At 40.4% G+C, this 14,940-nt stretch carries 11 protein-coding genes and 1 tRNA gene; 7 read left to right on the top strand and 5 right to left on the bottom strand.

Annotation, left to right across the window (positions count from 1 at the left end):
- Nucleotides 1-5: 5 nt before the first annotated feature.
- Nucleotides 6-92 (bottom strand) — tRNA-Ser (locus tag FHW88_RS09305).
- Nucleotides 93-264: 172 nt separating this feature from the next.
- A complete protein-coding gene (locus FHW88_RS09300; protein WP_090525804.1) occupies nt 265-600 on the bottom strand; it encodes a hypothetical protein in 336 nt (111 codons plus the stop codon).
- A gap of 703 nt (nt 601-1,303) precedes the next feature.
- Between FHW88_RS09300 and FHW88_RS09295 the strand changes: the two genes are divergently transcribed.
- Nucleotides 1,304-2,458 (top strand): hypothetical protein, encoded by a 1,155-nt coding sequence (locus FHW88_RS09295; RefSeq protein WP_255485253.1) that lies wholly within the window; start codon nt 1,304-1,306, stop codon nt 2,456-2,458.
- Between the two features lie 14 nt (nt 2,459-2,472).
- On the opposite strand, the gene FHW88_RS09290 is transcribed toward FHW88_RS09295, so the two are convergent.
- The gene (locus tag FHW88_RS09290) at nt 2,473-2,802 is read right to left on the bottom strand and encodes an ArsR/SmtB family transcription factor (protein ID WP_090525802.1); all 330 of its coding nucleotides are present in this window, start codon (nt 2,800-2,802) and stop codon (nt 2,473-2,475) included.
- A 528-nt stretch (nt 2,803-3,330) separates the two neighbouring features.
- Here FHW88_RS09290 and FHW88_RS09285 point away from each other — a divergent pair.
- Together FHW88_RS09285 and FHW88_RS09280 are read left to right on the top strand one after the other, a co-directional pair.
- On the top strand, nt 3,331-6,834 hold the full coding sequence (locus FHW88_RS09285) for a beta strand repeat-containing protein (RefSeq protein ID WP_176624822.1): 3,504 nt from the start codon (nt 3,331-3,333) through the stop codon (nt 6,832-6,834).
- 4 nt (nt 6,835-6,838) lie between these two features.
- Nucleotides 6,839-7,075, top strand: coding sequence for a hypothetical protein (locus FHW88_RS09280; RefSeq protein ID WP_176624819.1), 237 nt, complete (start codon nt 6,839-6,841; stop codon nt 7,073-7,075).
- 37 nt (nt 7,076-7,112) lie between these two features.
- Here FHW88_RS09280 and FHW88_RS09275 read toward each other — a convergent pair whose 3' ends face one another.
- Both FHW88_RS09275 and cobA read right to left on the bottom strand, forming a co-directional pair.
- On the bottom strand, nt 7,113-7,472 hold the full coding sequence (locus FHW88_RS09275) for a DUF7009 family protein (RefSeq protein WP_176624817.1): 360 nt from the start codon (nt 7,470-7,472) through the stop codon (nt 7,113-7,115).
- Between the two features lie 4 nt (nt 7,473-7,476).
- A complete protein-coding gene (gene cobA, locus FHW88_RS09270) occupies nt 7,477-8,205 on the bottom strand; it encodes a uroporphyrinogen-III C-methyltransferase (RefSeq protein ID WP_176624815.1) in 729 nt (242 codons plus the stop codon).
- A 289-nt stretch (nt 8,206-8,494) separates the two neighbouring features.
- On the opposite strand from cobA, the gene nirB reads away from it, so the two are divergent.
- The 4 genes from nirB (at nt 8,495) to FHW88_RS09250 (ending at nt 14,938) form a co-directional block, all read left to right on the top strand.
- A complete protein-coding gene (gene nirB, locus FHW88_RS09265) occupies nt 8,495-10,990 on the top strand; it encodes a nitrite reductase large subunit NirB (RefSeq protein WP_090525797.1) in 2,496 nt (831 codons plus the stop codon).
- A 66-nt stretch (nt 10,991-11,056) separates the two neighbouring features.
- Nucleotides 11,057-11,407 carry a nitrite reductase small subunit NirD gene (gene nirD, locus FHW88_RS09260; protein ID WP_176624813.1) on the top strand — a complete coding sequence of 117 codons (351 nt, stop codon included), beginning with the start codon at nt 11,057-11,059 and terminating at the stop codon, nt 11,405-11,407.
- A gap of 596 nt (nt 11,408-12,003) precedes the next feature.
- Nucleotides 12,004-13,545, top strand: coding sequence for an alginate export family protein (locus FHW88_RS09255; RefSeq protein ID WP_176624811.1), 1,542 nt, complete (start codon nt 12,004-12,006; stop codon nt 13,543-13,545).
- 106 nt (nt 13,546-13,651) lie between these two features.
- Nucleotides 13,652-14,938, top strand: a complete 1,287-nt coding sequence (locus FHW88_RS09250; protein ID WP_176624809.1) for an MFS transporter — start codon at nt 13,652-13,654, stop codon at nt 14,936-14,938.
- Nucleotides 14,939-14,940 lie beyond the last annotated feature (2 nt).

Genomic DNA, 14,940 nt, shown 5'->3' with positions numbered 1-14,940 from the left:
ATCAGCGGAGAGTTAGGGATTCGAACCCCAGGAACCTTTCACAGTTCAACAGTTTTCAAGACTGCCGCAATCGACCACTCTGCCAACTCTCCGGGCGCAAAAGTACAAATCTGAACCGAATTGCCAAATCTGAATTGGTATTTTAAGCACAGGTTAAGTAAATGTTATAACGCAGTACCTGTTTATCAGGTTATTATAATTGATTTTTTTTGTAATTAATCATCTTGCGTTCAGAAAATCACCTCAATGCTCGTATAATCAAGTTTAATAGTCCGGCAGATCATGTTCAAATCTCCTTATACTTTCAAATAGCATGGCAAATCCATCGGCCATTTGACGAAACAACCGCTCGTCAATACTGTATTTAATTGAACCGCGTAAACCACAAGCCTTTAAAATACCCATCCGTTTTAATTCGGCAATGTGCTTGGTTATTGTTTCCTGGTTAAACGGGATGCTATATAAACTTTCTTTGGGTGCTAAATTGCCGTTAGCTATAATGATACGAACAATGGCAATCCTGACCGGCAATGCAAGGGCTTTCGCAAAATTAGCCAGTTCATTATCGGTATTTGAAAATTTTAAGTTGAAATAAGGCATAACTTGTCTACACGATTTTTAAATAAATTAATAGTACAGCATTAATCGCTGTAAATGCAGGTAATAAGAAAACGTTGTAAAAGGTACTGGCAGGAGAGAAGTTGATAAATCAGATTTTCCAGGTACAGGTAATGGAAAAAATGTTAGCAGCGTAAAAAACCTTGTGAGATCGAAATCTGCTTTGAGTGTCATATTGTGATATGAACAGGAACGGACATAACTCACAAGTGCGAATTAACCTGAATTGATTATTTAATGCAGCTAAGGTTTTGCCGAAAATGACCCGCGGGCGGGATAAAAAGAGAACAGGTGCCGATTTACCGTTATTTGCACTCGAAATAACCGGACCGTTTTGTTTTACCGTTCCGTTGTTAAGCGTTAAATACTTTCCTGTTTTGACATGACCTGCAATTTTGGGACATCGTGTAACATACAAACACGAAAAAAAGAAATACCCTATAGCTATAAATAAGCATAGTATTCTTTTACCTAATGTTTCTGTCCTCATGCATCATAATTTTCCAATTCAAATCTATGCGTGTAATATTAATAGTATGTTGTTAAACGATTAAAATAATATTAAGTCAATTGATGTTTTAATTTGCAATTTTGTATATTTAGACATAAACCAAAATGCTTTAACCTTTATAAGTAAAATGATGTGTTTGCTATGGGCAGATATGTTAAAATATTATTCCCTTGTTTGATACTTTTAAGTACAGCTAATTTGTTTGCTCAAAGTAACGGGAGGATTTGTTTTGCTTTTTATGATGGTACATTTAATGCTGATGCTTTAACTATTAGCGATACCACAAGCGGACTATCGGTAAATAACATAAAAAGCTTTTATACCAATGTTGATGCCGGTAATTATAAATCTTTGCTTAATGCATTATTGAGTTATAAACAAGATCACCAGCTTAATGACTGGCTGTATTACCAGCTCGTGCGCAAAACTGCCCAGCAAATAAGCCCTAAAGAAAAAAATTACAATACGTACACCTTGTGTAAATGGTTCCTGATGGTTAAATCGGGCTATGACGCACGATTGGCGCTGGCCGGAAAAAAAATCATTTTTTATGTTTACAACAATGAAGATGTATCAGATATTCCTTCTTATACGGTTGATGATAAAAAGTACATGTGTCTTAACATTCATGACTACCCGGGTACCGATCTTACAATACAACCGGCTATTCCTGTTGATATCAATGTGCCCGGTGCAATAAACTCATTTTCATATAAGGTTACGAGCATGCCTGATTTTGCGCCTGCGGACTATGTTGAAAAGGATCTGCAGTTTACCTACCGGCATAAAGCATACTATTTCAGGATTAAGCTTAACCCGCTGATTGATTCCATTTTCAAGAACTATCCGGTTGTAGATTTTGAATCTTACTTCAATATTCCGCTGAGTAAAGAAACTTATGGATCGCTGATCCCCCTGCTAAAAAAAAATGTGGACGGCATGAGTATCAAAAAAGGTGTTGATTACTTGATGCATTTTACCCGATATGCCTTTTTATATGAAAATGATGATATGAATTTCGGCCGGGAGAAACGGTTGAGCCCGGAAGAAACGCTGTTTGCCCAATACAGCGACTGCGATGATCGTGCCGCGTTATTTTTTTACCTTGTTAAAGAAATATACAATTTGCCGATGATCGCGGTGTTATATCCAACTCATATAACTATGGCAGTGCAGTTTAATAAACCGATGGGGAAACCCTTGCTTTATAAAGGAAAAGCTTATTCCTTTTGTGAGCCCACCCCACAACTGCGCGATCTGAGGATAGGACAGGTATCTGCTTCACTTAAACAGGTACCTTATAAGGTTGTGTATGAATATAACCCATAAGTTAACAAGGCAGATCAGGTCTGCTGGTCCGCATTGTTAATAGCACTGAGCATATTTTCAAACTCGGCTGTATACTTGTTCCAGGTTGGCCAGTTTACATCATACAATGATTTTTTACCATCAATTGCAACGGTGATCAGCCTGGCATCCATTAATTCTTTTAAATGATGGGATACCGTTGGCTGCGCTAAAGGGAGTATTTCAACTATTTCGCCGCAGGTAAAATGCTTGTGCTGTGCCAAAATACGCATGATGGCGATTCTTGCAGGGTGCGACAGCGCCTTTGCTACCATTGATATGTCCTGATCTGTTACGGCAAACTCAGTCTTTTTATGATTAGCCATGTTTAAATATGAGTTACAAATATATAATTCATATTTAAACATGAACAACTGTCGGCCGGAGCCTTCATCTAATCTTCATAAGATTACATAAAAATTGAATCTTGCTTTCTGAAAGTCTGGGTCTGGAAAACTCATATTATCGTCGAATACATTCTATATTGTTTCTGATTCGTATTATACTTCTGTGGTAGTAAACAGGAAAAAAAGATTTTAGGGTTGGGTTAAAAAAAGTATTAGCCGCCAGGCCGAATTGTTTTTTGCCTGAAATTTAAAGTTCTCTTGATACGTGTTGTTAATAACAGTTCGTGGCCATCTTGTTGTATTATTCTTTTTACGCCGTTAGATGGTTACGCTAAGGATATTAATACTACTCCGATAAGCGGGCCGATCAAATCAAATGATAGGGGGATTTGTATTGTTTTATTTCTGCTTATTAATTAAATGTAACTTGTTTTTTTTATTGAAATATAACCTGAAGGAAATGTATAACGTATAAAGAAACAATTTAAAACCAAGCGCACAAAAATCTTGAAAATAAGCTATTTGAAAATTATCCTGCTATCAATCTGTGCACTCTTCATAAATAAGCTCGCTTTTGCGACTACTTTTGATTGGACCGGCGCGGGAACATGTTCAGGTTTTTTATGTTCTGGTGGTTATATAAACGGCACTTTATGGAGCAATCCGGATAACTGGACTGTTGGAGGAGCGACAACAACCTCATACCCCGGTCAGGGCGGTAGTACTGCCGACATTGTTCGCTTTGGTGTTACAGGCTCTACTTACACAAACCAACCTGTCCTTTCGGCAAACGTTACAGTAGCTTCAATCACTTTTGGACGGATTCAATACGTTTCGGGAGGCGTCTTAGCGGGCACATCGCTAACCGGAACAATATTAACTGTAAATAGCGCGACACTGACCGTAACAGGTGATATCACCCAGGATGTCAATACCAATGCAAGTGGTACCATTTTCAATGATATAAGAGGAACCGGTACGATCTCCTGCACAAACATACAGATCGGTACTAATTCAGCCACCTATGGTAGTTTTTCATTTTTGTTTTCGGAGGTCAACACACTAACAGTCAGCAACAATGTAAATATACATCTGAACGTAAAACAACAAAATGGAAGTGGATTCAGATTGGAAGGGGGGACTATGACCATAAATAACCAGATAACCTTTACAAATCACAGTGTTACCAGTCAGAATGGCGCTTACTTTACGGTGAATGCCCTCACATCATATAAAACAACTAATACGGTTGTAAATCCAACATTAATCCTTAACGCCACAAACGCCATCGGAACGATACCTGTACCTTATGCGTCCTGTAATTTTTATGGTGACCATGGAGGTAAAGCTACTGTTAATTATAAAGGGGCTAACCCAGTGATTTATACTACTTCAGTTCAGGGTTTTGGCTCGGGTGGCGGGCCTGTAAACCCAAATGCGGCTACAGATCGCACTTATGACAACCTCATTATACAAGGCAGCGGCACAGCTGTTATTGGTGGTACAACCGCTGGTCAAACAAGTTATTTAAATATCGATTCCACATTTACCACAAATTCAAATGTGTCATTTTCCAATGCAACCAATACGGCTACCAAAATTGGTGTGGCTGGTTCAACAGCTGCCATCTGGACTAATAATGCAGCTGCGACGATTACCGGCGGTTCTGGAAGTATTGACGTAAACGGAACGCTCAGCAATGTCGGCACCATGAATATGGGGACAGGTGTCTTATCGATTGCCAAGGACTATACCAATACAGGCACTTTTACACCCAATGCATCCGCGCTGATATCATTTGATGGCACAACGCAAACGCTCACAGATGCTACAAGCACCGGTACAAATTTTTATAACGTAACCTTCACTGGTGGCGGAACCAAAACAATGGCATCAGGCAGCAAATTTACAGTTGCTCCATTATATACGTTAAATGTAACCTCATCAGCAAGCGCGGGGTCGACCCTTGCGGTAGGTAATGCCACATCAACAACATCGGCGCTTACGTTATTGTCTACTGCTGTTGGGGACGCAAGTATCGGTAATCTTGTATCAAGTGGTTTCGTCAATAGTATAACCGGCAGTATTAATGTTCAGCGTTACGTAAAAGGCACTTTGCGCCGGTATATGCTGCTTTCGTCGCCGGTGCTTAACGGTACAACTACATTTACAACAACTGGCTCGCTTTCTACCTATAATCTGATTCCGCTTATCGCAACAACTTATATCACAGGCCCGTCTGGCGGTGGTTTTGATTCTTCTCCAACCACGAATAATAGTCCGTCTGTTTTTGTATATGATGAAAACGCGCCTCTCAGTACCGACCCCAATCAGGTGGTAAATAACGAGTATAAGCCATTTAGCTCAACAAGCCAGGGCTTGCCTGCTGCTAATGGTTTTTTATATTATTTCAGAGGCAGCAGAAGCGTGGTTAACCCTTTTGTAAGGCCTTTTCCGGCGACGGATAACGCTACATTAAATTTTTTCGGTACAGTTATTAAAGGCACTGGCTCAGCCGCTACCAATGCCGCGTTAACGGCCAATATTGTTAATTTTCCATCTACGCCGCCAACTTATTATACGGCTACAGCAGTAAGTGCTCCGCAGGCGTTGTCATTCAATTCAACCGTCTCAACAAAGAAAGGACTTAATCTTATTGGTAACCCTTATGCGTCAGTAATTGACCTTAATAAACTTTATACTGTAAACGGGAGTGTTCACAAATTTTATTATATGCTGGTAAAAGACGCAAGTACGGGCACCAATAGTTCTTCAACCAAGTTTGCTTTGTATGATGCCAGTACTAATAGTGTCGGAGCAGGTGCGAGTCGTTATGCTTTGTCAGGACAGGGTTTTTTCATATTAGCAACAGCTGCGTCAGCGCTTAAATTTGATGAGTCAATGAAGGTGGCCTATTCTCTTTACTCAAACTCTCCTTCATCTAATCCAATATTCAATGTCGTTGGCAACCCAAGTAAAAATATTGGCGCTTCGTTTGCGAGCAAAGCTACCAATGATATTGAAAGCCCTTTGCCCCGTCTTACTATGGAGTTGGTGCAGGATGCGATAGTCCACAACTCTACCGATATCAATTTTGATAAAAATGCTACAGACAAGTTTGTTCCTGGCGAAGATGCACCCTATTATCGGCCATCAGGGCAGGGTGATTTGTTTTACTCGTTAAGCAGCGATTCGGTAGGGTGTTTTGCTAATTACACAGGTAATCTCGAAAAGTTAAAACGTGTAAACCTGATCGTTACTTTCTCGAATTATGGCACGTATAAACTTACCTCGCCCGTAAAAAAGAATATAGATGCAAGGTATTCAATTTATCTAAAGGATAAATACACCAACGATTCGCTTGATGTTGTACATAATTCCGAATACGCATTCAAAGTAGAGTCGAACCCGGCAAGCTATGCTCATGACAGGTTTTATCTTAAAATAGGTATCGTTCCTGGTCACGATTATCGGCTGTTAACCTTTACAGGGAAGAAAGTTACTGAAGGGATAGCTCTAAACTGGGAAACCAATAATGAAAGCAACTTTACCAAATTCGCTGTTCAAAAAAGTGCTGATGGGGGCAAAACGTTTTTGACTATAGATAGCCTGCAGTCAACAGGTATCGGTAAATATAATTATACAGACCAAACTCCTGGTAGCGGACAGATAATCTACCGCCTTGGCCAAACCCTGGTAACCGGGGAAAATAAACTCTCCGATAACCTTAATTTTGAGATCCGACCTGGCGCCGGAGTAACTAAATTTCTGGTATATCCAACCGTAGTTTCAGCCAGTACAGTCAATATCAAGGTAGAACAAACATCAACCAGGCCTGTTAGGATTAATATAGTCAGCCCTTCGGGGGCTATCGTGAGAAGACTATCGGCAACAGGCACAAATACTATACAGGAAAATGTTAATAGCTTGAGCCGCGGGCTTTACATAGTAGTTGCAGTTAATGAAGGCACAGGAGATAGAATTGGGAGTGGAATGTTTTTTAGACAATAATAACATGTTTGAATTAGCTATGATTAAATCAAAATGGAAAACAATATTAGCTATTATAATAATCAACCTGCTCACTGTATCCTGGAGTTTTGCCGATCCGGGAGATGGTCTTTGCGATGGCAATGATGGCGGCCCCGACGGTTGCCCGCTGGACACCTGGGTATGGATTTTGATTTTAGTTGCGCTATTTTTTACCGTTCGGCATTTAAGATTAAATAAACACGCCAAAACTTCATCATAACTTCGGTTTAATTGATTTTTATTTACTCCTTCCTGGCTTAATGCTGAAGTTTTAAACTCAATGGGTTAGGATAATTGTCGCTTTGGTCTTCAGCCACATTATCCAGACATTTAAAATCTTTTTCAATAAGCAGGTACATCTGGTTGTGGTTGCTTTCGTAACCAACACGGTCGGTGCTTGCCCATTCAACGGCCATCGCGGCCGGCATATACATAATTATGGTGTTATCGCTGAAACCGGCAGTTAAAAATTCAGTTGCAGAGCGTTGCAATGCATATTTAAATACTTTTGAACCAAAATTGGTGCTTTCTTCCAGATAACCGTCCCTGTCAAAGTTTTCTACGTCAGTTTTGGTTAAGCGATAGCGCAGCGAGTTTCCTTTTATTCTGATCTTCATTTTTTTAATTTTTTACGTTAACAACATCACCTATAATAATAATAGCGGGGTAAGTAAGCTGATTATCTGCCGCGATAGCTTCAAGCCCGCTTACTTTTCCTTTTGCAGATTTTTGTTGAGGCAATGAAGCATGTTGTATAATAGCTGCCGGTGTATCGCCTTTACCCGCTTTTATGTAGGCTGATGCTATTTCTGCCAGCTTTTTCATCCCCATATATATAACAACTGTTGCGTTACTGTGCATGGCGCAGGTTAAATCGGCAGATAGACCGCCATCTTTTTTGGTGCCGGTAACCATCCATACGCTTTCGCTCACTTGCCGGTGGGTTAAGGGGATGTCTTCCAGTCCGGAGGCCTGCATGCTGGTTACACCAGGTATGTAATGTGTGGTGATACCATGTTGACGGGCATAAATGATTTCTTCAAACCCTCGGCCAAATATAAACGGATCGCCTCCCTTTAACCTTACTACGTTACCTTTAGTAAATGCGTAGTGTTTTATCAGTTCATGAATTGTTTCCTGCGGTGTATAATCACCATAAGGTTGCTTGCCAACGTATACCTTTTCACAATCATCCCGGCTTATCGCCAGTAACTCTTTGTTAGCCAGATTGTCATATAATATCACATTTGCCTGCTGTAATACCTTAAATCCCTTGATAGTCATCAATTCCGGGTCTCCTGGACCGGCTCCAAGTACAAAAAGTTCTGGATTTTGTATTTTTTTTTGCATTTTATTAAATTAGTGATTGAAAAATAGATTTTTAAACCTTTATTTTCCATTGATTTTGTAAAAATCACAAAATCAATGGAAAAAAACTGTTTAAATATTGATATAAATTATATCAATAGCACTAATTTATGAATTTAAACACCAATAATCATGATTTATTTAATAAAAAATTGAAATTAAATTTTTATTTGATGTTTTTTTGAGTTATAATTGTGATATAAATGAAATCAAGGTCGCAGTTGATTCATTTTTAGTTTGAAAATTGCTTTAACATTTAAAAAATTTCGATATGTCAAAACCAACCATCATTGTTGTTGGCAACGGTATGGTAGGTTATAAGTTTTGCGAAAAACTTTTAGCCAGATCAACACAGTTCCAAATAATTGTTTTTGGCGAAGAGCCGCGTCACGCTTATGACAGGGTGCACCTTAGTGAATATTTTAACGGTAAGACTGCTGATGACCTATCGCTATCCACTTTATCGTGGTATTCAGATAATGGCATCTCGCTGCATTTGGATGACCCCATCCAGGAAATCAATCGCACCGAAAAAACAATCCACTCTTTAAAAGGCATTACACTTAAATATGATTACCTGGTTTTAGCAACCGGCTCATCGGCTTTTGTGCCCGATATCCCGGGTATTGAAAAGGAAGGTGTGTTCGTGTATCGCACCATTGAAGACCTGGAGTTGATCAAGGCCTGCGCTGTTAATGCAAAATCAGGAGCTGTAATGGGTGGTGGCTTGCTAGGGCTGGAAGCTGCTAAGGCTTTAATAGATCTTGGTATTTCTGAAACGCATGTTATTGAATTTGCACCGCGCCTGATGCCGCGTCAGATAGACTCTGCAGGGAGTAGTATGTTGCAAATGAAATTGAGCCAGCTGGGTTTGCATATTCACCTTAATAAAAGCACTGCTGCTATCACCGGCGATAAAAAAATCCACTCGTTAAAATTTAATGATGATAGTCAGCTTGCTGTAGATATGCTGGTTATATCGGCCGGCATTCGCCCGCGCGATGAGCTGGCTAAACTGGCGGGTTTGCATGTAGGTACACGTGGCGGTATTGTAGTGAACGAAAAAATGCAAACCAGTGATGAATGTATTTATGCTATTGGCGAGTGTGCTTTATACGAAGGTATGATATATGGCCTCGTTGCACCCGGCTATGAGATGGCTGATATTGTAGCAGCTCATCTAACTGAGGCTGATAAGAGTTTTTATGGCTATGATATGAGCACTAAGCTAAAGCTGATTGGTGTTGATGTGGCCAGCTTTGGTGATGCCTTTATTACTGAACCTGATTGTCGTACTATTTTGTTTGAGGATACGCATAAGGGGATTTATAAACGTATTAATATAACAAACGATGGCAAGAACCTTTTAGGTGGTATTTTAATCGGCGATGCAGATGCTTATAATATGCTGCTGCAAACCGTTAATAATAAAATAGTACTGCCGCCGGATCCTGAAGATCTGATATTAGGATCAAGGGGAGGTGAAGCTAATGCAGGGGCAGGTGTAATGAGCTTGCCTGATGATGCGCTGATCTGCTCATGCGAGGCGGTTACCAAAGGTGCAATCTGTTCGGCTGTAAATGAGGGTGGCGTTACTGGTATTGATGGCATGAAAAAATGCACCAAGGCGGGTACAGGCTGCGGCGGTTGCGTACCATTGGTAAAAGATTTGATTGCCGGCACCATGAAGGCGAATGGCCAGTATATTAAAAATGTTATTTGCGAGCATTTTGATTACTCGCGCCAGGAGCTATTTGATCTTGTTAAAATAAACGGGCTGAAAAACTACGACCTGGTACTTGACCATTACGGCAAGGGCGACGGCTGTGAGGTTTGCAAACCAGTTGTTGCCAGTATTTTATCCAGCTTATGGAATGATGTTATTGTAAAACAGGAAGTAATACAGGATAGCAATGATCGTTTTTTAGCTAATATTCAAAAGGGAGGCACTTATTCTGTTGTGCCGCGTATTCCGGGTGGTGAAATTACGCCTGATAAATTGATCGTGATTGGCCAGGTTGCTAAAAGATACGGGTTGTATACTAAAATAACCGGAGGGCAGCGCATTGATATGTTTGGTGCACACCTGAGCGATCTGCCTTTAATTTGGGAAGAGCTTATTGATGCCGGTTTTGAAAGCGGGCATGCTTACGGCAAGGCACTCCGTACTGTAAAAAGCTGTGTAGGCAGTACCTGGTGCAGGTTTGGCTTGCATGATAGTGTGACTTTCGCCATCGAGGTGGAGGATAGATACAAAGGGATTCGCGCGCCGCATAAAATTAAAGGCGGCGTAAGTGGTTGTGTTAGGGAGTGTGCCGAAGCGCAATCAAAAGATTTTGGAATTATAGCCACAGAGAAAGGTTGGAATTTATATGTGTGTGGCAATGGTGGCTCAAAGCCTCAGCACGCCCAGTTACTGGCTACAGATATTGATAAGGAGACCGTAATTAAATATCTCGACAGGTTCCTGATGTTTTATATAAAAACAGCCGATCAGTTAACCCGGACAGCAACCTGGCTTAATAAGCTCGACGGTGGCATGAGCTATCTTAAAAATGTAATAGTAAATGACAGTCTCGGATTGGGTGAGCAGTTGGAAGAGGAAATGCAGGCATTGGTAAATACCTACCATTGCGAGTGGAAAGAGGCTATAAATAACCCTTCAATGCGTAAGCGCTTCGCTCATTTTATAAATGCGCCTGATGAAAAAGATCCTCATGCTCAATTTGAGCCAATGCGTGAGCAGGTTCGCGCTAAGGAATGGTAGGTTTTATTAGGAAATCCCGAGTTTTTAGTTCAAAGTTAGATTGATCATTATTAAAAAGAAAACACAATGGAAGCAACAATAGCAACCCAATGGATCATGGCCTGTTATGTTGATGATGTGCCAGAAAATGGCGGATCATGTATTAAGCACGGCGATGAACAGATAGCAATATTTAATTTTACACGTCGCAATGAATGGTATGCAACGCAAAATCTTTGCCCACATAAGCAGCAAATGGCAATATCGCGTGGCATGATCGGCAGTGCCGGCGAAAGCTGCGAGCCAAAAGTAGCTTGTCCTTTTCATAAAAAAACATTTTCGCTCCTTACCGGTGCGTGCTTGGGGGAAGAGGAATTGGTGATAAAAACTTATCCGGTAAAAATAGCCGACGGAAAAGTTTTTGTCGGAGTTGATTAAATGCTGGTGTATTTAGGCGGAAAACAGAACGAAATTTACATTAAGCGCCGTTGCCGAAAGGGGTAATGGCGCTTTTTTTGCGTTTTTGTTTAAAATTTCAGTGTATTTTATACACCAAGGTATTGGTTAATAAAGCCATGTTCGTTTTTGCCGTCTTATTTTGAATTTATTTTTCGAATTTTTAGAGTTTAAAGCAAATTTAAATGGATTTATATTAATGTATGTGATTTTTTATAGTGATTTTATTTTATTGAAAGGATTCTAATTTGGTTTTTGCGATGGTTTATTGGTTTTTTATCTATTAATAAATTGTTAAAAATGCATTTCAGTTGTTTTTGATCGTTTGTAATTTGAGTTTTTGTCAAAAAATATAGTTTTTAATGATTTTAATCATAAAAATTCATTTTAAAAATCAATTATTTGTACGCAATCATTAAATAAGTTATATTTATCATAATTAAACAGACAAATAAATCAAAAAAGGTTGAGCCTATGGTAAAAATCAAAAATTCATAAAAAAGCCCTGCCGGGAGGTCGCATTCCCAGACAGGGTTAAATAGTTTTTAATCGCTTTAACAAATAAAAAACCAATTCAAATGTACAAAAATGTATCTAATCAATACACTATTGGAAAAATTCTATTAATTATATCATGTTTCGTTTCTTATAATGCTTCTGCGCAGCTGTCTTTGACAGGCCAGATCAAAACAAGGGGCGAATTACGTGATGGTTATGGAACTTTAGAACCGGTAGGTAACAAAAACGCGGCCTTTGTGTCACAACGAACGCGGCTCACCTTTAATTACAAAAGCAGCAAGCTTATTTTCCAAACATCCGTACAGGATGTAAGGCTGTGGGGCCAGGATGCCTCAACTATTACTATCAACGACGGCAGCCGGCTAAGCCTTCACGAAGCCTGGGCCGAGCTGATCCTCTCCAACAAAAAAGACACTTCCTTTAAAAAATCACCTGTCGATTATTTCGCCATAAAAGCTGGTCGCCAGGAAATTAGCTATGACGATGAACGCTTGCTTGGCGCTACCGACTGGATTCAGCAAGCCCGCAGGCACGACGCCATCGTATTAAAACTTCTTCAATCAGGCTGGCAGGTTGATCTCGGCGCTGCCTTTAATCAAAGCTCTGATGCTATTAATTATAATGGCACCTATTATACACCGGCCAATGTACCCGCTACAGTAAAGGATAGCAAAGGTAATCTGGCTAACACCCCTGCCGGGCTTATCCCGCTAGTCAATGCCTCTGGTATTAGCGCCAAAAACGGCAACCTCTCATTTTTAAATCCTCCCGGTACTAACGGGCAAAACCAGAACTATAAAGCACTTGAATATCTCTACTTTGCTAAAAAATTTAATAAAACTAAAGTAACCGGCCTTTTCCTGGCCGATCAGTTTGCCAAATACAAGCTCGATTCGGTAAAAAATGTATCAGGCGAAGATGTTGGTTATATATATGGCCGCCGGTTTAATCAACCAGGAGTTAATACCCGCTATACAACCGGGCTGCTTGTTAATCCCGTTTTCGGCAGCAAAGATGAATGGGCTGCTACCGCTGGATTTTATTACCAGGGAGGTTATGATCGCGACGGTGCTGAGTTAAGTGCTTACACTTATACCGCATCTTTATCATACAAAAGCAGTAACATGGCTTACACAGCCGGATGGGACTATCTGTCAGGAAATGATGCGCTGTCCACTTCAAAAACCAATCACAGGTTTGACCCATTGTATGGTACTCCGCATAAGTTCTGGGGCTATATGGACTATTTTTATGCAGGCACCGGATCCCCAACCGGCGGCTTGAGCAACCCTTACGTTAAAATCAAATATCTTTCAGATAATAAGCGATTTAGCGTTGATTTGGCTAATCATTACTTTCTGTTGGCTAAAGATCAGAAAGGAACAAACGGCCAACCTATCGACAAATATTTGGGTACTGAGTTTGATCTCACCAACAGCTATAAGCTTAACAAATTTACCGCTGTTGATCTGGGCTTATCTTACATGGCAGCAACCCACAGCATGGAGTATGCTAAAGGTTTAACGCCGGATAGCAGCAAACTGCACCCGTTTTGGGCATACCTGCAACTTAATATCAAACCTGAGTTTTTAAACAAGTAATGTAGGCTGAAAGCTTAAGGCTAAAAGCCGAAAGCGAGAAATGTTAAAAAATTAAAGTACAACAAACAGCTTTTAGCCTTAGGCTTTGAGCTTTAAGCTTAAAAAAATGGAAAAACAACTTACCAAACTCAACATATTTTCATTAAAGGGTGTACAAATGCGCACCTTTCACGTTACCTGGCTCATGTTTTTTGTTTGCTTTTTTGGCTGGTTCGGACTGGCGCCATTAATGCCAACCATCCGTGCCGAATTACATTTGAGTAAAGGACAAGTGGGTAACACCATCATTGCATCTGTAGCTGCAACAATTATTGCCCGCCTTATTATAGGTAAACTTTGTGATACCTGGGGACCGCGTAAAACAGCAGTCAGGTTATTAATTATAGGGTCATTGCCTGTTTTTCTGGTAGGTCTGGCTCATGATTATACTTCGTTTTTACTGTTCCGCCTGGCTATTGGTGTAATAGGTTCATCTTTTGTAATTACCCAGTTCCACACTTCTATGATGTTTGCGCCTAATATAAAAGGTACAGCCAACGCGGTAACCGGTGGTTGGGGTAACCTTGGCGGTGGTGTAACCAATATGGTGATGCCTTTAATATTTGCTGCTATAGTAGGGGCCGGTTTTACCAAGGCCGAAGCCTGGAGGTATGCCATGATAGTTCCGGGTGTAATGATGCTGATAATAGCATTCGTATACTGGAAATTTACCAAAGACACGCCTAACGGCAACTATGATGAAGTAGGTTATGCCAAAACCAACCCATCAAAAACCGATTGGTCGATATTGGCCGACTGGCGGGTTTGGGCACTTACACTGGCCTATGCGATGTGTTTTGGTATGGAGATCACTTTTGATAACGTAGCTTCCCTGCATTTTGTAGATACTTTTCATTTGTCGCAAAGTTCGGCCGGTTTCTGGGCAGGTATTTTTGGCTTCATGAACATTTTTGCCCGTGCATTAGGCGGCATTGTATCTGACAAAGTTGGTGGCAAATTCGGAATGCGGGGCAAGGGCTTATTGCTTGCCGGCGTACTGCTGCTGGAAGGTATTGGTCTTGTTCTGTTTGCAAATTCGGGCAACCTTACAATGGCTATTATTTCCATGCTTTCGTTTGCATTGTTCCTCAAAATGTCAAATGGTGCCACTTATGGTATAGTTCCGTTTATCAATAGTAAAAATGTTGGGATGGTAAGCGGTATAGTGGGAGCAGGCGGTAACCTTGGGGGGATGTTGTTTGGGTTTCTTTTCAAGTCCGAACATATCACTTATATACAGGCATTTACCTACATCGGTATCACTGTTATGGTGATCTCTGTGATTGTGCTGATTACCCGTTTTCAAAAACAGGCCGAGGCTCAAACAGCAGATGAACCTGCTTTGGCTTTATAAGC

The organism is Mucilaginibacter sp. SG538B (assembly GCF_013376065.1).
Classification (GTDB): domain Bacteria; phylum Bacteroidota; class Bacteroidia; order Sphingobacteriales; family Sphingobacteriaceae; genus Mucilaginibacter; species Mucilaginibacter rubeus.
The sequence above is the reverse complement of the archived record's forward strand: the minus strand, read 5'-3'. Positions and strand labels throughout refer to the sequence as shown.

What these genes read in the sequence shown, in the direction of transcription:
- FHW88_RS09300 (WP_090525804.1), bottom strand. Translation starts at nt 600, where the DNA reads ATGCCTTATTTCAACTTAAAATTTTCAAATACCGATAATGAACTGGCT.
- cobA (WP_176624815.1), bottom strand. Translation starts at nt 8,205, where the DNA reads ATGCAAAAAAAAATACAAAATCCAGAACTTTTTGTACTTGGAGCCGGT.
- FHW88_RS09280 (WP_176624819.1), top strand. Translation starts at nt 6,839, where the DNA reads ATGTTTGAATTAGCTATGATTAAATCAAAATGGAAAACAATATTAGCT.
- FHW88_RS09290 (WP_090525802.1), bottom strand. Translation starts at nt 2,802, where the DNA reads ATGGCTAATCATAAAAAGACTGAGTTTGCCGTAACAGATCAGGACATA.
- FHW88_RS09250 (WP_176624809.1), top strand. Translation starts at nt 13,652, where the DNA reads ATGGAAAAACAACTTACCAAACTCAACATATTTTCATTAAAGGGTGTA.
- FHW88_RS09255 (WP_176624811.1), top strand. Translation starts at nt 12,004, where the DNA reads ATGTACAAAAATGTATCTAATCAATACACTATTGGAAAAATTCTATTA.
- nirB (WP_090525797.1), top strand. Translation starts at nt 8,495, where the DNA reads ATGTCAAAACCAACCATCATTGTTGTTGGCAACGGTATGGTAGGTTAT.
- nirD (WP_176624813.1), top strand. Translation starts at nt 11,057, where the DNA reads ATGGAAGCAACAATAGCAACCCAATGGATCATGGCCTGTTATGTTGAT.
- FHW88_RS09275 (WP_176624817.1), bottom strand. Translation starts at nt 7,472, where the DNA reads ATGAAGATCAGAATAAAAGGAAACTCGCTGCGCTATCGCTTAACCAAA.